Source organism: Arthrobacter sp. TRD_SC_6 (genome assembly GCF_055361185.1).
The window spans coordinates 1,986,451-2,010,108 of the sequence record NZ_CM143953.1; the positions used below are offsets into that span (position 1 = coordinate 1,986,451).

General features: G+C 60.8%; 8 protein-coding genes. All 8 read left to right on the forward strand.

Going from position 1 to position 23,658, the window contains the following annotated elements:
* The first annotated feature begins 216 nt into the window (after nucleotides 1-216).
* The 8 genes from ACWA1U_RS09525 to ACWA1U_RS09560 all read left to right on the forward strand — a co-directional run bounded on the left by ACWA1U_RS09525 (nucleotide 217) and on the right by ACWA1U_RS09560 (nucleotide 23,633).
* Entirely contained in the window at nucleotides 217-1,086 is an 870-nt protein-coding gene (locus ACWA1U_RS09525; protein ID WP_463721965.1) for an SDR family oxidoreductase, read from the forward strand.
* A 102-nt stretch (nucleotides 1,087-1,188) separates the two neighbouring features.
* A complete protein-coding gene (locus ACWA1U_RS09530) occupies nucleotides 1,189-2,073 on the forward strand; it encodes a biotin--[acetyl-CoA-carboxylase] ligase (RefSeq protein ID WP_463721966.1) in 885 nt (294 codons plus the stop codon).
* 19 nt (nucleotides 2,074-2,092) lie between these two features.
* A complete protein-coding gene (locus ACWA1U_RS09535; RefSeq protein ID WP_463721967.1) occupies nucleotides 2,093-2,713 on the forward strand; it encodes a PH domain-containing protein in 621 nt (206 codons plus the stop codon).
* Nucleotides 2,713-3,927, forward strand: coding sequence for an adenylate/guanylate cyclase domain-containing protein (locus ACWA1U_RS09540; RefSeq protein WP_463721968.1), 1,215 nt, complete (start codon nucleotides 2,713-2,715; stop codon nucleotides 3,925-3,927). The genes ACWA1U_RS09535 and ACWA1U_RS09540 overlap by 1 nt, the downstream gene beginning before the upstream one ends.
* 129 nt (nucleotides 3,928-4,056) lie before the next feature.
* On the forward strand, nucleotides 4,057-10,173 hold the full coding sequence (locus tag ACWA1U_RS09545) for an Ig-like domain-containing protein (protein WP_463721969.1): 6,117 nt from the start codon (nucleotides 4,057-4,059) through the stop codon (nucleotides 10,171-10,173).
* 88 nt (nucleotides 10,174-10,261) lie between these two features.
* A complete protein-coding gene (locus ACWA1U_RS09550) occupies nucleotides 10,262-16,339 on the forward strand; it encodes an Ig-like domain-containing protein (protein WP_463721970.1) in 6,078 nt (2,025 codons plus the stop codon).
* Between the two features lie 219 nt (nucleotides 16,340-16,558).
* Complete coding sequence (locus tag ACWA1U_RS09555) at nucleotides 16,559-22,606, forward strand: Ig-like domain-containing protein (protein ID WP_463721971.1); 6,048 nt, start codon at nucleotides 16,559-16,561, stop codon at nucleotides 22,604-22,606.
* Between the two features lie 55 nt (nucleotides 22,607-22,661).
* Nucleotides 22,662-23,633 (forward strand): AAA family ATPase, encoded by a 972-nt coding sequence (locus ACWA1U_RS09560; RefSeq protein ID WP_463721972.1) that lies wholly within the window; start codon nucleotides 22,662-22,664, stop codon nucleotides 23,631-23,633.
* Nucleotides 23,634-23,658: the final 25 nt, after the last annotated feature.

A 23,658-nucleotide genomic window follows, 5' to 3' on the forward strand; every position in this document is an offset into this window, starting at 1 on the left:
CAGATCGGGTACGGGGGTTCTTCAGACGGATTCTGGAGAAAGCTTAAGTAGGTTTCCTCCAAAAAACTGCGCTCTTGATCCAGTCTAGAGACCATTCCGGGTTCAATAGCTGTAGAACTTCTACAACAAGTGCTGCGAAGACTTAGCGCCGCTGCGTATGTTACCCGTCAGTAACAATTAGGTGCTGCACCCTTTGTGACCACTATGGTTTCCCCTATGACCGGCAATGGCGCTACTGATGAATCTCCTGTGACTTCCGAAACCCGTTCCCTGCGCGGGCGCACAATTCTCATGTCCGGCGGCAGCAGGGGCATAGGCCTCGCAATTGCGCTGCGGGCTGCAGAAGACGGCGCCAACATCGTTATTCTCGCCAAGACCGGCGATCCCCACCCTCAGCTCGAGGGTACCGTCCACACCGCAGCCGAGCAGATCCGATCTGCCGGAGGGGGCGCCCTCGCCATCGTGGGCGATGTGAGGAACGACGACGACGTCGCCTCCGCGGTCGACCGGGCGGTCGCCGAATACGGTGGGATCGACGTCGTCGTCAATAACGCGTCCGCCATAGACCTGTCGAAAACCGACGACGTCACGATGAAGCGCTACGACCTGATGGCCGATATCAACGTCCGAGGTACGTTCCTGCTGAGCAAGCTCGCGTTGCCCGCGCTGCGTCGATCAACCAACCCCCACATCCTGACTCTTTCTCCACCGCTGAACCTCGATCCGCAGTGGGCTGGAAAGCACCTGGCGTACACCATGGCCAAATACGGCATGAGCCTCACCACCCTGGGGCTCGCCGAGGAACTGCGGGAGGACGGGATAGCCGTCAACTCGCTCTGGCCGCGCACGCTCATCGACACGGCGGCCATCCGCAACATGCCCGGCGGAGCCCAGCTGGTCACAGCAGCGCGCTCTTCGCAGATCGTTGCCGATGCAGCCCGCGCCGTACTGGCCAGGCCCTCGCGGGAATGCACGGGCAACTTTTTCACCGATGAGGAGGTACTGCGGCAGGAGGGCGTCACCAACTTCAGCGGCTACAGCCTCGGTGCGCCGGAAGACAAGCTGGTGCCGGATATCTTCCTCTGATCTATCAAGTCAGCAGGAATGACTGGGAAATCGCCAAGTAACCGTCATTCCTACTGATCCGATGGGAAGGGTCGCGGGATCGAAGCCCAGTACTGTTGAAGGATGACGTCCCAGTACTCCAACCTTGAACGCCCCGGCCTGAATGTTGCCGGGCTGCGGGAGGCCCTGTGTTCCCCGCGGGGAACCTTCGCCCGGCTGGAGCTGGTCCAGGCAACGGGTTCAACTAACACCGACCTCGTGCACCTCGCAGCCCAGGATCCATCAGGTTGGCCGGACCTGAGCGTCCTCACCGCCGAGGAGCAGACGGCCGGGCGTGGGCGCATGGACCGGACGTGGACAGCACCGGAACGGTCATCGCTCATTGTGAGCGTTCTATTGCGGCCGCTGAATCCTGACGGGCGTCCGCTTCCTACCCAGAGTTACGGATGGCTGTCACTGTTGGCTGCCCTCGCCCTGTCCGAGGCGATCGAAGAGCGCACAGAAGTCAGCCCGCAGCTCAAGTGGCCCAATGATGTCCACGTGGATGGCCGGAAGCTCGCAGGCATTCTCGCGCAGCTGGTTGCGGGCCCGAACGGGGAGCCGCCCGCCGTCGTCGTCGGTTCCGGCGTGAACGTCAGCCTCACTGACCAGGAGTTGCCCGTCCCCACGGCCACCAGCCTGCTGCTCGAGTACGCGACAACCACCGACCGGAACGTGCTGCTGAAGTCCTACCTCCGGCAGCTCGCCCAGCACTACGGTGAGTTCACCGCCGTCGACGGCGACGCAACGCGGCCGTGGCGCGACGGGAAGTCGCTGCTCACCCGCGTCAGCACCCGGATGGTCACGCTCGGTCAGGACGTTCGGGTGGAGCTGCCCAACGGTTCATTCCTCGTGGGCCGCGCGATGAACCTTGACCCCCACGGTGCGCTGGTCATACGGGACGACGACGGCGAACGGCACACCGTCTCGGTAGGCGACGTCGTCCACCTGCGCCCGCTCGGAACGTGAACAGCGGGCCGCAGAGATCATGCGCATAAGACTCGAACCCGGTGAACACGTGGTGGTCCGTACGCGGCCGCACCCTCGGAAACTGTTCGGCCGGTTCCTTGTCACACTGCTGGTTCTCGCAGTGACGGGGTTCGGCCTCGGCTGGTACAGCAGGGCGCAGCTTCCGCCCGAGTGGGCTTCCTGGGAACCCGCGCTGGTGACGGTTTTCCTGCTGTTCGCCGCGCTCATCCTGACCCGGGTGTTTATCGTGCCGCTTCTGGCCTGGGCCGGTACACGGTTCATCCTGACGAATCGCCGGTTGATCCGCCGTGCAGGCTTCACGCGCCGGAGCGTTCGCGAAGTCCGGCTCACCGGTATCTTCCAGGTGATGATCGAACAGGCGTTGACCGAGCGGCTGACCGGTGGAGGGACCCTCATCCTCGATCTTGGCCGCGACCGCTTCGCCACCTTCACGAATGTGCCGCAGGTTGCGGTGTTCAAGGAGTACATGGTGTCGGCAATCGGGGACCTCCCGCTCACCGCAATGTTTGATGGTGTAGACATGGAAGCTGAGATGCTCGACGGGCCAGACGCGCCTATCCATGGAATGGATAGAGCAACGAATAGAGCTATGGACAGAGGGATGGAGAGGGATTGGTGATGAGCGCCAGCAGCGGCACGGACGAGCCCGTCAAACACGCCGCAGATCCCGCCGTCGAACCTTCCCTCGAACCCGCTGACTCTGTGTTCGCCGATGAAGTGGTTGCAGAGGATGACCCGCTGACCCTTTCAATGCCGGTTATTAAACGGGCGCAGTTGCCGCCAACCCAGGACAAGCTGGACCGCGAAGCAATCCGCCAGCTCGAAATCGAGCTTCTCGGGGCGGAACGCACCTTACGACGCCGGGAAGTCGCCTCCGGTGCCGGGGTGTCGCTTCTGTCGGCGCGCAAGCTATGGCGTGCGATGGGTTTCCCGAATATCGGCGACGACGACGTCGCGTTCACGCAGAAGGACATGGAGGCGCTGACCACCATCATTGAACTGGTCCGCAAGGAGCAGCTCACGGAATCGGCGGCGATCTCTATCACCAGGGCGATCGGGCAGATGACCGACCGCATGGTGGTCTGGCAGATCGAGGCGCTTGTCGAGGAGATGGTGGTGCAGCGCGGAATCACCGACGCCGCAGCGCGCCGCAGCCTCGTCGCAGAGCTTCCCCATCTGTTGGAACCACTGGAAGAAACGCTGGTCTACGCGTGGCGCCGACAGATGAACGCTGCCGTCCAGCGGTTGGCCGTACGCGCCGAAGCCGGTCTTGCATCAAGCGAGGCGGGCCGCGCCGGCACCGAGGACGACGCACCGCTTCCCCTTGCGCGCGCCGTCGGCTTCGCTGACCTTGTCTCCTACACGAGCCTGTCCCGCCAGATGAATGAACGGACCCTCGCCCAGTTGGTGCAGCGGTTCGAGAACATGTGCGCCGAGATCATCTCGGTGGGCGGTGGCCGCCTGGTGAAGACAATTGGCGACGAAGTCCTCTATATCGCGGAGACTCCGGAGGCGGGAGCAGAGATTTCGCTTGCGCTGGCAAAGGCGTTCACGGAAGACGATCTGCTTCCTTCCGCAAGGGTTTCTATGGTGTGGGGGCGGATTCTCTCCCGGCTTGGTGATATTTACGGACCGACGGTGAACCTGGCGTCCCGGTTGACTTCCCTTGCCGAACCCGGCACGGTCCTCATCGACGCTTCGACGGCGGCTACGCTGCGCGACAACGAGCGTTTCGTCCTGATGCCCCATAAGGCGAGGACGGTCCGTGGATTCGGCGAGGTGCACCCGGTCACCCTCGCACGGGGAACCGGTGACGGACTGGTGCTCGACTGACCTTGATGAGTTGATTCATGGGCACTTGTACCCATGGACCAGGGGTTCTCTGCCCGCGTGATCATGACACACTGGTCGAGAGTAGGTCTTGGCTGGGTCTAGCCCGGCCGCCCCGTCGAATGTGGGCTCGTGCAGTGTTGGCAGTTGGGGATCATCATCGTGAACTTGTTCCGTGTGCACTCTTTCGGTGTCCGGGGTCGTCGGGCATCTACGGTTGCGACGGTCTCGGCGGTGACTGTTGCTGTGGTCAGTGGTGCGTTGTTGTATCCGGGGTTTGCTACTGCTGAGGTTGATTTGAATGACGGTGGTGTGTGGGTGACGAATAACAACACTGGGATGGTGGGTCACCTTAATTACCAGTCGCGGTTGCTTGATGGTGGGTATGCGGCGAACAGCGATGGTTTCGATATCGTCCAGGACAGTGCCACGGTTTTCAATATCAATACGGATCAGTCGAAGGTCAGTCCGGTTGATGTGGCGAATGTTGTGCGCGGTACTGAGGTGCAGTTGCCTGGTTCTGCGGCGATCGCGATAGGCGGGGATACCGCTGCGGTGACTGATCTTGCTGGTGGTTCGGTGTGGATTACCAATGTGGGGAACCTGAGTGCCTTCAGCGACCAGGAGACGGAACCGGTGGTGACCGGGTCGACTGGGGTTGTTGCGGCGGTTTCCTCTAATAACCAAGTGGTTGTCGCGGATCCGGCTGCCGGGACGGTTTCGACCTATGCAGTTGCGGCTAATGGCGCTTATGCGGAGCCGGAGGTCGTCGAGACTGAGCCGCTAAAACAGTTCGGTGATCTGCAGATTGCTGCGGTGGGGGACCTGGCCGCGGTGTTTGACAGTGAGTCGGGGCAGTTGATCCTTCCCGATGGTGAAGTGGTCATTCTCCCTGAGGCTCAGGACGGGAAGCTTCAGCAGAGCGGGCCAGCGTCGGGTTTTGCTGTAGTGGCGACGACGACTGCGCTGATCAAGCAGCCGCTCAGCGGTGGTGATCCGGTCATTACTCCGTTGGAGGGGAACGGCATTCCCACTAATCCGGTCCTCCTTGACGGTTGCGTGCACGCAGCATGGGCGGGCGTGGCCGTCTACCTGCGTGACTGCGTGGACGATGCATATGACAGCCGTGATGAAATTCCTGAGCTTAGCGCTGAGTCGGAGTTGGTGTTCCGGGTGAACCGGGACGTCGTGGTCCTGAACGACACCAATGCGGGCGATGTGTGGTTGGTGCTGCAGAACATGCAGTTGGTGGATAACTGGGGCGACATCATCCCGCCAAAGGACGAATCCGATGAGGAGGACGAAGAGTCCGCGAGCGAGAACCCGGTCAATACTCTGCCGGACCGTAGCGGGGAGAACCGCCCGCCAGTTGCTGAGGATGACTCCTATGGAGCGAGGGCCGGGCGGACCACCATCCTGAATGTTTTGACCAACGACACCGACCCCGACGGCGACCTGCTCACCACCGAGCTGGCTGGAGAACAACCGTCGGCAGGCGAGGTCCAGTCGATCTATAACGGTGCCGGGCTGCAAATCGTTGTGCCGGAAGACGCACCGGTGGGCAACCACACCTTCGCCTACAAGGTGTCGGATGGTCGTGGTGGCAGCGATTCCGCGCAGGTGACGGTTGAGGTGCGGGTCGCGGACTCGAATGAGCCCCCGAAGCCGCTGAGGTCGACCAAGATCCTGGTGGAAGAAGGGAAGTCGCTCAGCCAGAACATCCTTAGCTCGTGGATGGATCCTGATGGCGATGACTTGTTCCTGGTGAGTGCTGAGCCGACGCCGGACGGGGATCAGGTGCGGACCCGTTCCGATGGCCTGTTGACTTTCCGGGATGTCGGCAAGGGGCAGGGTGTGAAGGAAGTGGCGATTGTCGTCTCTGACGGACGTGAGCAGACTTCCGGCGTCGTAAGTTTCGATGTTCGCGCTGCGGGGACGCTGGCGCCGGTGGTCAACTTTGACCACTTCACGGCGACGGTGGGCCAGGAGGCCCAGCTTTCTCCCCTGCAGAACGACCAGGACCCGGCCGGTGCCCAGTTGAGCCTGGCCAAAGCTGAGATCACCGGCGGCGAAGCTGTCGTTACGCCGGATTATGACACCGGGACCATCGCGTTCACCCCGGAGGCGGCTGGCACGTATTACGTCGAGTATCTGGTGACGAATGGCCCGCAGAGCGCCAGCGGTTTGATCCGGGTTGACGCAAAAGCGGACGGCGCGGAGGGCGCACCGATTGCTGTCCGGGATGTGGCGTTGTTGCCGCAGAACGGTGATGTGCTGGTGGATGTGCTGGGCAATGACACTGATCCATCCGGTGGGGTGCTCGTGGTTCAGTCTGTGGACGTTCCCGAGGGCTCGCCGCTGGAAGTGGCGGTACTGGACCACAACCTGCTGCGCATCCATGACGTCCGGAACCTGGACCGGCAGACCTCCATCACCTACACGGTCTCCAATGGCAAGGCTTCCGCTACGGGTGAGGTGAGTGTTCAGTCCGTGGCCGGTCCTGAGACGCGGTTGCCGCCGAATGGTGAGAATGACGAAGTGACCGTACGTGCCGGGGACGTGGTGAATATCCCGGTCCTGGAGAACGACACACACCCCAACGGTGATGAGCTGACGCTCAGCCCGGTGCTGACGCAGGGTGTTGACCTGGCTGATGGGCGGATCTTCGCTTCGGAAAATTCGCTGCGTTTCATCGCTGGCGCCACAGCCAAGACTGTGTATGCGATCTATGAGGTGTTGGACAGTGCAGGGCAGGCTGGTTCGGCGCAGGTGCGGATCAATATCAGGCCGCTGGATGCGGCGAATACTCCGCCGGTGCCGAAGAATCTTGATGCGCGGGTGATCGCCGGTTCGACGGTGCGGATCCCAGTGCCGTTGGATGGGATTGACGCTGACGGAGATTCGTCGTTCCTGGCCGGAATCGACGCTGCCCCGAAGATGGGCGCTGCTGTCCCCGGCCCGAACTATATTGACTTCACGGCGTCCACCGCTGGTGCGGGCACCGACACGTTCACCTATACCGTGCGTGACCGTTTGGGCCTGGAGAACACGGGGACGATTCAGGTGGGTATTGCACCGGCCGCGGAAGCGAACCAGAAGCCTGTGCCGGTTAATGACGGCGTGATCCTGCGGCCAGGGCGTGCCATCGCCGTCGACGCCCTGCGAAATGATTCGGATCCGGACGGTGATCCGATTTCCCTGAACCCGGATGCGTTGAGTGCGTCCCCGGAGGAGATGGCTCCTGAGATCGTCGAAGGACGAGTGCTGTTCCAGGCACCGCAGGCCGAGGGTGATTTCAGCGTCAGGTACGGCATTCAGGACGGTCGGGGCGGGGCAGCGAACGGGAACATCAGCGTCACGGTAGACCAGAACGCGCCGCTGCTGTTGCCGATTGCCCGTGATGACCGGGTGGAGGCGACGGAAACACGTGGGCAGACCGCTGTTGACGTGCCCGTGCTGAAGAACGACGAAGACCCCGATGGCGTCGCCGAAGACTTGAAAGTCACCGTGGACCCCGCCTATGTCACAGCATCTGTGACTTCGGAGAACCTGGTCAGGGTTGAGCTGACCGAGGACGGGCAGAGCATCCCTTACACGGTCGAGGATATTGATGGTGGCCTTGCGACTGCGGTGATCTGGGTGCCCGGGTTGAGTGAGCAGTATCCGACGCTGATCAGTGATGCGCCAATTGATGTGAACGCCGGCGACGAACTGGCACTGGACCTGACCGAACTGGTGGAGGTCCGCGAGGGTAGGAGTCCACGGCTTACCGTCGAGGAAAAAGTCACTGCAATCGGAACTGATAATCCGAATGACTGGGTGGTGGACCCGTCGAACCTTCGTTACGCCGCGGACATCGACTATGCGGGCAGGGGCTCCATCACCTTCGAGGTCACTGATGGCTCCGGCCCGGATGACCCCGAAGGACTCAGTTCCACGCTGACAATCTTGACGAACGTTGTTCCTGACGCTGACCGAAATTTCCCGCCGACCCTTGAATCAGGTTCTTTGGATGTCGCGGTTGCGGAGCCTGCTGTGACCTTGGATCTTGCAGAACTCGCAACTGATCCTAATCCCGATGACCAACTGGAATTCTCCGTAGCTGAAGAGGAATCTATTGGGTTCGACGTGTCCTTCGATGGATCGGTTTTGACTGTCGCTGCCCAGGAAGGCTCCCAAGTGGGAACCACTGGTTCAGTGGGGATTACGGTTACTGACGGCGAAGAAACAGCAACGAGTGCAGTGGGGTTGACTATCCTCGCTTCCAATCGTCCGCTGCCGGTGGCTAATGATGATGGAGTTCCGGAAGCCGTTCAGGGTCAACCCGTGACCGTGAACGTGCTCAGCAATGATGTGAATCCGTTTCCTGAGGAGCCGCTGCAGATTATTGATGTGGTGGCTGATGGTAATGGGAGTGTGTCTCAGCAGGGTGAGTCGGTGGTGATTACTCCGGGTGAGTCTTTTGTAGGTTCGATGACGGTGCAGTATTCGGTTCAGGATAAGACAGGGGACTTGTCGCGGGTTGCCACGGGGCAGGTGGTATTGACGGTGAAGGGTAAGCCTGGTGTTCCGTCGACGCCGGTGGTGGAGGGTGTGCGGAATAAGACGGTGGTGTTGTCGTGGGAGCCGCCGGCTGATAATGGTTCGCCGATTACTGGTTACACGGTGACCAGTAATAACGGGTTCTCTCAGGAGTGTCAGGCCACTACGTGCACGTTGACTGGTTTGACGAACAATGTTGAGTACGTGTTCACGGTGGTTGCGACTAATGCTGTTGGTGTTTCTGATCCGTCGCCGGAGTCTGCTGTTGCCCGCCCGGATACGCAGCCGGATAAGCCGGCTCCGCCGGCGTTGGTGTTTGGTGATGGGTCGTTGACGGTGAACTGGTCTCCCCCGGGGAATGAGGGTTCCCCGATTGAGGGTTATGACTTGCAGATCAGCCCTGCACCGCCTAATGGTGCGGTGCAGCGTAGTGCTGCGGGTTCCCCCATTACGTGGGAGGGCTTGGAGAACGGGACTGCGTATAAGGTGCGGGTGCAGGCCAGGAATGCTGCCCCGGAGCCTTCGGAGTGGAGTGATTATTCGGCTGCTGAGACTCCGGCGGGGTTGCCGGGGACGCCGGCGGCGCCGACGACAACTCGTGCGCAGTCTTTGGGTGCGGAGAGTCAGTTGGTGGTTGATTGGGCTGATGTGAACCCTAATGGTGCTGCGGTGAGTAAGTATCAGGTGCAGGAGTTCAAGGGTGGTGCGCTGGTGCGGACTCTGCCTGAGGTGCAGTCCTCGGAGCAGACCATTGTGGTCCCGAATGATGAAGCTGATTACAGCTACAGTGTGCGGGCGTATAACAAGGCTGGCTGGAGTGTGTACGGTGCGCAGTCCGCGCCACGCCGCGCCGTCGGCGCCCCGGCAGCACCAGCGGCACCGCAATTGGTGGAGACCCGCACTGGTGGGTCGGGTGAGCATGTGCAGATCACGTTCACTGAGCTGAGTGCGGCGCAGCGTAACGGTGCCCGTGCTTCGGAAGTCAGTTACCAGGCGTCGTTCAGTGATGGGCGGACCATGGGAATCACTAACGGTCAGGAAGTCGGCGGGTTCCCCAACGGATCCAACGTTTGGGCAGTAGTACGTGCCGTCTCCGCATCTGACGGATCAAGCTACCCCGGAGCAAACAGCGCACAATCCAACACCGTCATCCCCTACGGAAAGCCAAAAACACCCTCCATTACCAGCGAGCCAGCCGGCGAACGTGTTAACTTTCGAATCGGTGCCACACCCAAAAATGGTCGAGACATAGCGTCGGTAACGTGGCGCGCAGGAAATCAGTCGGGTTCCGTCGGTGTCGGAGGCGGAACGGCCACTGCGGGTAGCGGTTACAACCAGGATGTATCGATCACGGTCACAGTGACTGACTCTAGAGGGCAGACCTCCACAGCGACAGCATCCGGCCGCACAGCTTCGGCTTTTTTCGCCACCGCTGCCCATCCCGAGCCTCCCGGTGGAGCTTGCGAATACCCGTCGCCGACGGACACTAGCGTGTCCGGCCTTGCGGAGTGCCAAAGTGCTGGAGGGACTTACCATGGAGACGGATATAAATTTCAGGTTCAGTGCATAAACACTAGTGGGTCGGCTTATCCGATTTATGAGTCTGGACGCCAAACCGGTTCCAGCCGGGAATGGGTAAAGCGAGTACAGGGCGACTGGTTCAGATCTTCGTCTCTTAGCATGGACCCGGGGGCGCCCTCATGCTGATCACGTACGCACTCACATTTCGGGGAACTCAATGAAGCTTCTGAACCGTCTAAATAGGCTAGGCAACGACCACAAGCGAGCAATCTCCGTGTCAGTCACCTCGGTGGTGACTGTTGCTGTGGTGAGTGGTGCGTTGTTGTATCCGGGGTTTGCTACTGCTGAGGTGGATTTGAACGACGGTGGTGTGTGGGTGACGAATAACAACACTGGGATGGTGGGTCACCTTAATTACCAGTCGCGGTTGCTTGATGGTGGGTATGCGGCGAACAGCGACGGCTTTGACATCATTCAGGACAGCGCTACCGTCTTCAACATCAACACCGATCAGTCGAAGATCAGTCCGGTTGATGTGGCGAATGTTGTGCGCGGTACTGAGGTGCAGTTGCCGGGTTCCGCTGCGATTGCAATGGGCGGGGATACCGCCACTGTGACTGATCTGGCGGGTGGTTCGGTGTGGATTACCACGGTGGGGAACCTGAGTGCTTTCAGTGACCAGGAGACGGAGCCGGTGGTTTCCGGTTCCACAGGCGTGGCCGCAGCGGTTTCGTCGAATAATGTGGTGGCCGTTGCCGACCCGGCTGCGGGAACGGTGTCGACCTACGCAGTTGCTGCAGACGGCACTTATGCGGAGCCGGAGGTCGTCGAGGCTGAGCCGTTGAAGCAGTCCGGTGATCTGCAGGTTGCTGCGGTGGGTGACCTGCCAACCGTCTTTGACAGTGACTCCGGGCAACTGATCCTTCCTGATGGTGAGATTGTCACGCTTCCCGAGGCGCAGGACGGCAAGCTCCAGCAAAGCGGGCCAGCGGCGAGTTTTGTGGTGGTGGCAACTCCGACGTCGTTGATCAAGCAACCACTCGGTGGGGGAGATCCGGTCATCACTCCGCTGGAGGGTAACGGGGTCCCGACGTCACCGGTGCAGCTCAATGGATGTGTTCATGCGGCGTGGGCTGCGGCTGCGGTGTATGTGCGTGATTGTGTCGATGATGCATATGACAGCCGTGATGAAATTCCTGAGCTTAGCGCTGAGTCGGAGTTGGTGTTCCGGGTGAACCGGGACGTCGTGGTCCTGAACGACACCAACGCCGGTGATGTGTGGTTGGTATTGCAGAACATGCAGTTGGTGGATAACTGGGGCGACATTATCCCGCCGAAGGACGAATCCGATGAGGAGGATGAGGAGTCCGCGAGCGAGAACCCGGTCAATACTCTGCCGGACCGTAGCGGGGAAAACCGCCCGCCAGTTGCTGAGGATGACTCCTATGGAGCGAGGGCCGGGCGGACCACCATCCTGAATGTCCTGACCAATGACACTGACCCTGATGGTGATCTCCTGACGGGCGCTCTGACGGGTGAGCAGCCGGCGGCCGGAAACGTCCAGCCGATCTATAACGGTGCCGGGCTGCAGATTGTGGTTCCCGAGGACGCACCGGTGGGCAACCACACCTTCAGCTACGAGGTTCAGGATGGGCGTGGCGGGAAAGATTCGGCGCAGGTCAGCGTTGACGTCCGCCCCGCCGAGTCCAACGAAGCTCCCAAAGCATTGCGCACCACCAAGATCCTGGTGGAAGAGGGCAAATCGATCAGCCAGAACATCTTGAGCACCTGGATGGACCCCGACGGCGATGACCTGTTCCTGGTGAGTGCCGAGCCGACGCCGGACGGGGACCAGGTGCGGACCCGTTCCGATGGCCTGTTGACTTTCCGGGATGTCGGCAAGGGGCAGGGTGTTAAGGAAGTGGCGATTGTCGTCTCTGACGGACGTGAGCAGACTTCCGGCGTCGTAAGTTTCGATGTTCGCGCGTCGGGAACTCTCGCGCCGGTGGTCAACTTTGACCACTTCACGGCGACGGTGGGCCAGGAAGCCCAGCTTTCTCCCCTGCAGAACGACCAGGACCCGGCCGGTGCCCAGTTGAGCCTGGCCAAAGCTGAGATCACCGGCGGCGAAGCTGTCGTTACGCCGGATTATGACACCGGGACCATCGCGTTCACCCCGGAGGCGGCTGGCACGTATTACGTCGAGTATCTGGTGACGAACGGCCCGCAGAGTGCGTCCGGTTTGATCCGGGTGGACGCAAAAGCGGACGGCGCGGAGGGTGCACCGATCGCGGTGCGTGACGTGGCGTTGTTGCCGCGGAACGGCGATGTGCTGGTGGATGTGTTGGGCAATGACACCGATCCAGCTGGTGGCGTGCTCGTGGTCCAGTCCGTGAACGTACCGGAGGGGTCCCCCTTGGACGTGGCCGTACTGGACCATAACGTCCTGCGCATCCACGATGTACGTGGTTTGGAGCAGCAAACCACCATCACCTATACCGTTTCCAATGGCAAGGCCTCTGCCACTGGGGAGGTGAGCGTTCAGTCCGTAGCGGGTCCCGAAACTCTTCTACCGCCGCAAGCGAACCCCGATGAAGTGACCGTGCGCGCTGGCGATGTGGTGAATATCCCTGTTCTGGATAATGACACCCACCCGAATGGTGATGAGTTGACCTTGAGCCCGGTGCTGACGCAGGGTGTTGACCTGGCTGATGGGCGGATCTTCGCGTCGGAGAATTCGTTGCGCTTTATCGCTGGCGACAAGGCGACCACCGTTTACGCGATTTATGAGGTGTTGGACAGTACCGGCCAGGCTGGTTCGGCGCAGGTGCGGATCAATATCAGGCCGCTGGATGCGGCGAATACTCCGCCGGTGCCGAAGAATCTTGATGCGCGGGTGATCGCCGGTTCGACGGTGCGGATCCCTGTCCCGTTGGATGGGATTGACGCTGACGGAGATTCGTCGTTCCTGGCCGGAATCGACGTCGCCCCGAAGATGGGCGCGGCCGTTCCCGGCCCGAACTATATTGACTTCACGGCGTCCACCGCTGGTGCGGGCACCGACACGTTCACCTATACCGTGCGTGACCGTTTGGGCCTGGAGAACACCGCGACGATTCAGGTGGGTATTGCACCGGCCGCGGAAGCGAACCAAAAGCCTGTGCCGGTTAATGACGGTGCGATCCTGCGGCCAGGACGTGCCATCGCCGTCGACGCCCTGCGAAATGATTCGGATCCGGACGGTGACCCGATTTCCCTGAACCCGGATGCGTTGAGTGCGTCCCCGGAGGAGATGGCTCCTGAGATCGTCGAAGGACGGGTACTGTTCCAGGCACCGCAAGCGGAGGGTGATTTCAGCGTCAGGTACGGCATTCAGGACGGTCGGGGCGGGGCAGCGAACGGGAACATCAGCGTCACGGTAGACCAGAACGCGCCGCTGCTGTTGCCGATTGCCCGTGATGACCGGGTGGAGGCGACGGAAACACGTGGGCAGACCGCTGTTGACGTGCCCGTGCTGAAGAACGACGAAGACCCCGATGGCGTCGCCGAAGACCTGAAGGTCTCAGTGGATCCAGCGAACGTTACGGCCTCTGTGACTTCGGAGAACCTGGTCAGGGTTGAGCTGACCGAGGACGGGCAGAGCATCCCTTACACGGTCGAGGATATTGATGGTGGCCTTGCCACGGCTGTGATCTGGGTACCCGGGCTGAGTGAGCAGTATCCGACGCTGATCAGTGATGCGCCAATTGATGTGAACGCCGGCGACGAACTCGCGCTGGACCTGACCGAACTGGTGGAGGTCCGCGAGGGTAGGAGTCCACGGCTTACCGTCGAGGAAAAAGTCACTGCAATCGGAACTGATAATCCGAATGACTGGGTGGTGGACCCGTCGAACCTTCGTTACGCCGCGGACATCGACTATGCGGGCAAGGGCTCCATCACCTTCGAGGTCACTGATGGCTCCGGCCCGGATGACCCTGAAGGACTCAGTTCCACGCTGACAATTATTACGAATGTCATCCCCGTCAAGGATGAAAAGCGCAACGCTCCGCCCACGCTGGAATCGGGATCACTGGAAGCTGCCATTGCCGAACCGGCAGTGACGCTGGACATCGCTGCTCTGGCCGCTGACCCTGATCCAGACGACGTCCTGGAGTTCGCTGTCACGGGAGAAAACCCTGCCGGATTCGATGTGTCCTTCGAAGGTTCGGTGCTCACCGTCGCGGCCCAGGACGACGCTGCGATCGGGACCACCGGTGCCGTAGGGATCTCCGTTACCGACGGCGAAGAAACAGCAACGAGCTCAGTCGCTTTGACCATCCTCGCGTCCAATCGTCCGATGCCGGTGGCTAATGATGATGAGGTTCCTGAGGCGGTGCAGGGTGAGCCGGTAACGGTCGAGGTTCTGAAAAATGATGTGAATCCGTTCCCCGAGGAGCCCCTCGAAATTATTGAGGTCATTGCTGATGGTAATGGAAGTGTTTCCCAGCAGGGTGAGTCTGTGGTGATTACTCCGGGTGAGTCTTTTGTGGGTTCGATGACGGTGCAGTATTCGGTTCAGGATAAGACAGGGGACTTGTCGCGGGTTGCCACGGGGCAGGTGGTGTTGACGGTGAAGGGTAAGCCTGGTGTTCCGTCGACGCCGGTGGTGGAGGGTGTGCGGAATAAGACGGTGGTGTTGTCGTGGGATCCACCGGCTGATAATGGTTCGCCGATTACTGGGTACACGGTGACCAGTAATAACGGGTTCTCTCAGGAGTGTCAGGCGACTACGTGCACGTTGACTGGGTTGACGAACAATGTTGAGTACGTGTTCACGGTGGTTGCGACTAATGCTGTTGGTGTTTCTGATCCGTCGCCGGAGTCTGCTGTTGCCCGCCCGGATACGCAGCCGGATAAGCCGGCTCCGCCGGCGTTGGTGTTTGGTGATGGGTCGTTGACGGTGAACTGGTCTCCCCCGGGGAATGAGGGTTCCCCGATTGAGGGTTATGACTTGCAGATCAGCCCTGCACCGCCTAATGGTGCGGTGCAGCGTAGTGCTGCGGGTTCCCCCATTACGTGGGAGGGCTTGGAGAACGGGACTGCGTATAAGGTGCGGGTGCAGGCCAGGAATGCTGCCCCGGAGCCTTCGGAGTGGAGTGATTATTCGGCTGCTGAGACTCCGGCGGGGTTGCCGGGGACGCCGGCGGCGCCGACGACAACTCGTGCGCAGTCTTTGGGTGCGGAGAGTCAGTTGGTGGTTGATTGGGCTGATGTGAACCCTAATGGTGCTGCGGTGAGTAAGTATCAGGTGCAGGAGTTCAAGGGTGGTGCGCTGGTGCGGACTCTGCCTGAGGTGCAGTCCTCGGAGCAGACCATTGTGGTCCCGAATGATGAAGCTGATTACAGCTACAGTGTGCGGGCGTATAACAAGGCTGGCTGGAGTGTGTACGGTGCGCAGTCCGCGCCACGCCGCGCCGTCGGCGCCCCGGCAGCACCAGCGGCACCGCAATTGGTGGAGACCCGCACTGGTGGGTCGGGTGAGCATGTGCAGATCACGTTCACTGAGCTGAGCGCGGCGCAGCGTAACGGTGCCCGTGCTTCGGAAGTCAGTTACCAGGCGTCGTTCAGTGATGGGCGGACCATGGGAATCACTAACGGCCAGGAAGTCGGCGGGTTCCCCAACGGATCCAACGTCTGGGCAGTAGTACGTGCCGTCTCCGCATCAGACGGATCAAGCTTTCCGGGTGCGGACAGTGCGCGCTCGAATACGGTCGTGCCTTTTGGTAAACCACGTGCACCACAGGCGAACTCCGGCACGAGTTCACGGGGAGACATGAACGTGCACTTCAACTGGTCGGCGCGCGCAGACAATGGCCGTCCTGTTACCGAGGTGCGGCACCGGAAACTGAAGCCGACTACCGGATGGGTAACTACGGCAACATCCGGCAAGGTTTCGTACAAGGTGGGCAACTACGGCGATCAGGAGACCCTCGAATTTGTCGCCTGTGACAACACGGGCCAGTGCTCAGACTCGACAGTGGTGACGGGGACAGCTGGAGAATCTCCAGCGCCCACGACGTGGAACATCACAGCGGGTGGGCCAGGTCTGAACGCCGGGTCACGTACTTGTATGGACGGCACCAACGGAACGAATTTCAATGACAGCAACAACTCGTGCGATGGAAACCACTGGTTGTACGACAAGGAAACCATCGTCTCAAACTGCTACCGCTACCTCTACAGGTCCGGTGAAGCCTGGTACCGGCAGCAATCCGGGCCAAACCGGCTGGCTAATAACGATGGCCTGTTCGTCAAGGGTGAGACCACAACGCAGGGGTTCAGGCCGCCGGATGGTATGCCGGCATGCTGATACTTCGACGGCACATGGGAGTTGTGACGATATTTTTACCGGCTCCAATTTGGCTGGACATGTAACACTGTAAACGGCCACCATTCCTGGCCTGTCTCCTGCTTTATACAGACAATTGGGCAGCAACTCACTCGGGGAAAAATTGTGAAGCTTCTGGGCGGTTTTCGACGGTTCAGCACCAGACATAAGAGCGCGGTTACGGTTACGACAGTTTCGGCGGTGACTGTTGCTGTGGTGAGTGGTGCGCTGTTGTATCCGGGGTTTGCTACGGCTGAGGTGGACCTGAACGACGGCGGTGTGTGGGTGACCAATAACAACACCGGGATGGTGGGTCACCTTAATTACCAGTCGCGGTTGCTCGACGGTGGGTACGCGGCGAACAGCGACGGCTTTGACATCATTCAGGACAGCGCTACCGTCTTCAACATCAACACCGATCAGTCGAAGATCAGTCCGGTTGATGTGGCGAATGTTGTGCGCGGTACTGAAGTGCAGTTGCCGGGTTCCGCTGCGATTGCAATGGGCGGGGATACCGCTGCGGTGACCGATCTCGCTGGCGGTTCTGTCTGGATCACCACGGTGGGTAACCTCAGTGCTTTCAGCGACCAGGAGACAGAACCCGTCGTCACCGGTTCCACAGGCGTAGTTGCAGCCGTTTCGGTCAATAATCGTGTGCTCGTTGCTGATCCGGGTGCAGGCACGGTGTCCACCTATATAGTTGCGGCCGATGGAACCTACCCGGCACCCGAAGTAGTGCAGTCCGAAGAACTGAAGGGTTTCGGCGACGTTGAACTGGCTGCGGTAGGAGACCAGGGTGTTGCTTTCAACGCTGAAACAGGTGAGCTCCTTCTGCCCGACGGGAAACTGGTTGTGCTTCCCGATGCCAAGGACGGCAAGCTTCAGCAGAGCGGGCCAGCGTCGGGTTTTGCTGTAGTGGCGACGACGACTGCGCTGATCAAGCAGCCGCTCAGCGGTGGTGATCCGGTCATTACTCCGTTGGAGGGGAACGGCATTCCCACTAATCCGGTCCTCCTTGACGGTTGCGTGCACGCAGCATGGGCGGGCGTGGCCGTCTACCTGCGTGACTGCGTGGACGATGCATATGACAGCCGTGATGAAATTCCTGAGCTTAGCGCTGAGTCGGAGTTGGTGTTCCGGGTGAACCGGGACGTCGTGGTCCTGAACGACACCAATGCGGGCGATGTGTGGTTGGTGCTGCAGAACATGCAGTTGGTGGATAACTGGGGCGACATCATCCCGCCAAAGGACGAATCCGATGAGGAGGACGAAGAGTCCGCGAGCGAGAACCCGGTCAATACTCTGCCGGACCGTAGCGGGGAGAACCGCCCGCCAGTTGCTGAGGATGACTCCTATGGAGCGAGGGCCGGGCGGACCACCATCCTGAATGTTTTGACCAACGACACCGACCCCGACGGCGACCTGCTCACCACCGAGCTGGCTGGAGAACAACCGTCGGCAGGCGAGGTCCAGTCGATCTATAACGGTGCCGGGCTGCAAATCGTTGTGCCGGAAGACGCACCGGTGGGCAACCACACCTTCGCCTACAAGGTGTCGGATGGTCGTGGTGGCAGCGATTCCGCGCAGGTGACGGTTGAGGTGCGGGTCGCGGACTCGAATGAGCCCCCGAAGCCGCTGAGGTCGACCAAGATCCTGGTGGAAGAAGGGAAGTCGCTCAGCCAGAACATCCTTAGCTCGTGGATGGATCCTGATGGCGATGACCTGTTCCTGGTGAGTGCTGAGCCGACGCCGGACGGGGATCAGGTGCGGACCCGTTCCGATGGCCTGTTGACTTTCCGGGATGTCGGCAAGGGGCAGGGTGTGAAGGAAGTGGCGATTGTCGTCTCTGACGGACGTGAGCAGACTTCCGGCGTCGTAAGTTTCGATGTTCGCGCTGCGGGGACGCTGGCGCCGGTGGTCAACTTTGACCACTTCACGGCGACGGTGGGCCAGGAGGCCCAGCTTTCTCCCCTGCAGAACGACCAGGACCCGGCCGGTGCCCAGTTGAGCCTGGCCAAAGCTGAGATCACCGGCGGCGAAGCTGTCGTTACGCCGGATTATGACACCGGGACCATCGCGTTCACCCCGGAGGCGGCTGGCACGTATTACGTCGAGTATCTGGTGACGAATGGCCCGCAGAGCGCCAGCGGTTTGATCCGGGTTGACGCAAAAGCGGACGGCGCGGAGGGCGCACCGATTGCTGTCCGGGATGTGGCGTTGTTGCCGCAGAACGGTGATGTGCTGGTGGATGTGCTGGGCAATGACACTGATCCATCCGGTGGGGTGCTCGTGGTTCAGTCTGTGGACGTTCCCGAGGGCTCGCCGCTGGAAGTGGCGGTACTGGACCACAACCTGCTGCGCATCCATGACGTCCGGAACCTGGACCGGCAGACCTCCATCACCTACACGGTCTCCAATGGCAAGGCTTCCGCTACGGGTGAGGTGAGTGTTCAGTCCGTGGCCGGTCCTGAGACGCGGTTGCCGCCGAATGGTGAGAATGACGAAGTGACCGTACGTGCCGGGGACGTGGTGAATATCCCGGTCCTGGAGAACGACACACACCCCAACGGTGATGAGCTGACGCTCAGCCCGGTGCTGACGCAGGGTGTTGACCTGGCTGATGGGCGGATCTTCGCTTCGGAAAATTCGCTGCGTTTCATCGCTGGCGCCACAGCCAAGACTGTGTATGCGATCTATGAGGTGTTGGACAGTGCAGGGCAGGCTGGTTCGGCGCAGGTGCGGATCAATATCAGGCCGCTGGATGCGGCGAATACTCCGCCGGTGCCGAAGAATCTTGATGCGCGGGTGATCGCCGGTTCGACGGTGCGGATCCCAGTGCCGTTGGATGGGATTGACGCTGACGGAGATTCGTCGTTCCTGGCCGGAATCGACGCTGCCCCGAAGATGGGCGCTGCTGTCCCCGGCCCGAACTATATTGACTTCACGGCGTCCACCGCTGGTGCGGGCACCGACACGTTCACCTATACCGTGCGTGACCGTTTGGGCCTGGAGAACACGGGGACGATTCAGGTGGGTATTGCACCGGCCGCGGAAGCGAACCAGAAGCCTGTGCCGGTTAATGACGGCGTGATCCTGCGGCCAGGGCGTGCCATCGCCGTCGACGCCCTGCGAAATGATTCGGATCCGGACGGTGATCCGATTTCCCTGAACCCGGATGCGTTGAGTGCGTCCCCGGAGGAGATGGCTCCTGAGATCGTCGAAGGACGAGTGCTGTTCCAGGCACCGCAGGCCGAGGGTGATTTCAGCGTCAGGTACGGCATTCAGGACGGTCGGGGCGGGGCAGCGAACGGGAACATCAGCGTCACGGTAGACCAGAACGCGCCGCTGCTGTTGCCGATTGCCCGTGATGACCGGGTGGAGGCGACGGAGACACGTGGGCAGACCGCTGTTGACGTGCCCGTGCTGAAGAACGACGAAGACCCCGATGGCGTGGCTGAAGACCTGAAGGTCTCAGCGGATCCAGCGAACGTTACGGCCTCTGTGACTTCGGAGAACCTGGTTAGGGTCGAGCTGACCGAGGATGGGCAGAGCATCCCTTACACGGTCGAGGATATTGATGGTGGCCTTGCGACTGCGGTGATCTGGGTGCCCGGGTTGAGTGAGCAGTATCCGACGCTGATCAGTGATGCGCCGATTGATGTGAATGCCGGCGACGAACTGGCACTGGACCTGACCGAACTGGTGGAGGTCCGCGAGGGTAGGAGTCCACGGCTTACCGTCGAGGAAAAAGTCACTGCAATCGGAACTGATAATCCGAATGACTGGGTGGTGGACCCGTCGAACCTTCGTTACGCCGCGGACATCGACTATGCGGGCAGGGGCTCCATCACCTTCGAGGTCACTGATGGCTCCGGCCCGGATGACCCTGAAGGACTCAGTTCCACGCTGACAATTATTACGAATGTCATCCCCGTCAAGGATGAAAAGCGCAACGCTCCGCCCACGCTGGAATCGGGATCACTGGAAGCTGCCATTGCCGAGCCTGCTGTCACGTTGGATATCGCTGCGTTGGGGTTTGATCCTGATCCCGATGATGTTTTGGAGTTTGCTGTCACAGGAGACAGCCCAGCCGGATTTGACGTGTCCTTTGACGGTACGGTGTTGAGCGTCGCGGCTCAGGACAAAACACGTGTGGGGACCACGGGTTCTGTCGGCATCTCGGTCACCGATGGAGAGGCGACAGCGACCAGCTCGGTGGCGCTCTCTGTGGTGGCCTCAAACAGGCCGCTCCCGGTGGCTAATGATGATGAGGTTCCTGAGGCGGTGCAGGGTGAGCCGGTAACGGTCGAGGTTCTGAAAAATGATGTGAATCCGTTCCCGGAAGAGCCCCTCGAAATTATTGAGGTCATTGCTGATGGTAATGGAAGTGTTTCCCAGCAGGGTGAGTCTGTGGTGATTACTCCGGGTGAGTCTTTTGTGGGTTCGATGACGGTGCAGTATTCGGTTCAGGATAAGACAGGGGACTTGTCGCGGGTTGCCACGGGGCAGGTGGTGTTGACGGTGAAGGGTAAGCCTGGTGTTCCGTCGACGCCGGTGGTGGAGGGTGTGCGGAATAAGACGGTGGTGTTGTCGTGGGATCCACCGGCTGATAATGGTTCGCCGATTACTGGGTACACGGTGACCAGTAATAACGGGTTCTCTCAGGAGTGTCAGGCGACTACGTGCACGTTGACTGGGTTGACGAACAATGTTGAGTACGTGTTCACGGTGGTTGCGACTAATGCTGTTGGTGTTTCTGATCCGTCGCCGGAGTCTGCTGTTGCCCGCCCGGATACGCAGCCGGATAAGCCGGCTCCGCCGGCGTTGGTGTTTGGTGATGGGTCGTTGACGGTGAACTGGTCTCCCCCGGGGAATGAGGGTTCCCCGATTGAGGGTTATGACTTGCAGATCAGCCCTGCACCGCCTAATGGTGCGGTGCAGCGTAGTGCTGCGGGTTCCCCCATTACGTGGGAGGGCTTGGAGAACGGGACTGCGTATAAGGTGCGGGTGCAGGCCAGGAATGCTGCCCCGGAGCCTTCGGAGTGGAGTGATTATTCGGCTGCTGAGACTCCGGCGGGGTTGCCGGGGACGCCGGCGGCGCCGACGACAACTCGTGCGCAGTCTTTGGGTGCGGAGAGTCAGTTGGTGGTTGATTGGGCTGATGTGAACCCTAATGGTGCTGCGGTGAGTAAGTATCAGGTGCAGGAGTTCAAGGGTGGTGCGCTGGTGCGGACTCTGCCTGAGGTGCAGTCCTCGGAGCAGACCATTGTGGTCCCGAATGATGAAGCTGATTACAGCTACAGTGTGCGGGCGTATAACAAGGCTGGCTGGAGTGTGTACGGTGCGCAGTCCGCGCCACGCCGCGCCGTCGGCGCCCCGGCAGCACCAGCGGCACCGCAATTGGTGGAGACCCGCACTGGTGGGTCGGGTGAGCATGTGCAGATCACGTTCACTGAGCTGAGTGCGGCGCAGCGTAACGGTGCCCGTGCTTCGGAAGTCAGTTACCAGGCGTCGTTCAGTGATGGGCGGACCATGGGAATCACTAACGGTCAGGAAGTCGGCGGGTTCCCCAACGGATCCAACGTTTGGGCAGTAGTACGTGCCGTCTCCGCATCAGACGGATCAAGCTACCCCGGAGCAAACAGCGCACAATCCAACACCGTCGTGCCTTTCGGAAGGCCACTCGATCCAACAGTAACTGCGCGACCAAACGGAGAGGGCGACCGGAAGCTCGAGTTTGATTATGCAGCCCGCAACGACAACGGGCGTCCGGTCACTCACGTCAAGTACCGGCACCGCGAACCGGACCTGGCGTGGGAGACGCAGAATCTGCGTTCGGGCACCTATGTGGACGACACCGCGAAGTACGACGCGACAGCAACGATGGAATACCAGGCATGTGATTCGACAGGCCAGTGTTCGCCCGGAGTGCTCGTGCAGGCGAAGTCAGGATCGGAGCCACCCAAGTTCGGCACAGTGGAAGATCCGCTCGAAGGCGGAACGTGCGAGTATCCCGGATCGAACAACGGCAAAGCCGCCACCCGGCCCAACTGCAGGGATGCGGGGGGTACCTGGTACGACAACGGCTACAGGTTCGAAATTGAGTGTGTCCGCCCGAATGGCGGGCAGTACCCGATTTATGACAGGGGTGGCCAGACCGGATTCTCCCGCGAGTGGGTCAAGCGCGCAGGTGGAGCCTGGTTCAAGACCGCCAGCGTCGCCGTCGAACCCGGAGCACGGACATGTTGACCGCACGGACAAGCCAAAATTATGGATCACGCAAGAGAAAAAGGAAAGCAACATCATGACAATGACCGCTGAACAGGCCGCGTGGTTCGCTGGAACGTTCGACAAACTGGTAGGCAACGTTGGCCAGGCCGTCCTCGGCAAGTCCCACGTTATTCGCCTCGTCCTGACGAGCATGCTCGCTGAAGGCCATGTCCTGCTGGAGGATGCTCCCGGCACGGGCAAGACCATGCTGGCACGCTCGCTGGCCGCGACGGTGCAGGGCACCCACTCGCGTATCCAGTTCACGCCGGACCTCCTTCCCTCCGACGTCACCGGCGTCACCATCTACGACCAGAAGACGCAGGAGTTCGAGTTCCACAAGGGACCGATCTTCGCGAACATCGTGCTGGCTGACGAGATCAACCGTGCGTCGCCGAAGACCCAGTCGGCGCTGCTTGAGGTCATGGAAGAATCGCGTGTGACCGTTGATGGCGTGAGCTACACCAATGAGCGGCCCTTCATGGTCATCGCAACCCAGAACCCGATCGAGCAGGCCGGCACCTACCGGCTCCCGGAAGCTCAGCTTGACCGCTTCCTCATCAAGACGGAGATCGGCTACCCGGACCACGCGTCGACCGTCCAGCTGCTCGGTGGATCCGCACAGCGCGACAGGTCCTCCACCCTGACCCCGATCATCACCGCCCAGGCGGTCAAGGACATGGCGGATCTTGGGTCTGAGACCCATGTCGATCCTGCCGTGCTCGAGTACATCTCACGCTTGACCGAGGAAACCCGGTCGGCTCCGGAAACGCGCCTCGGAGTCAGCGTCCGTGGAGCCATCGCCATGGTTCGTACGGCGAAGATCTGGGCAGCAGGCCAGGGCAGGCACTACGTGCTGCCGGACGACGTGAAGGAACTCGCTCCCTACGTCTGGACCCACAGGTTTGTCATGGATCCCGAGGCGGAGTTCGCCGGTGCAACCCCCGAGGCGGTATTGCGCCGCGTACTGGCCGACGTATCCGCCCCGCAGCAGCGCGCAACGGCCTGATCTGTTCCCCTCCATCACTAAGGCA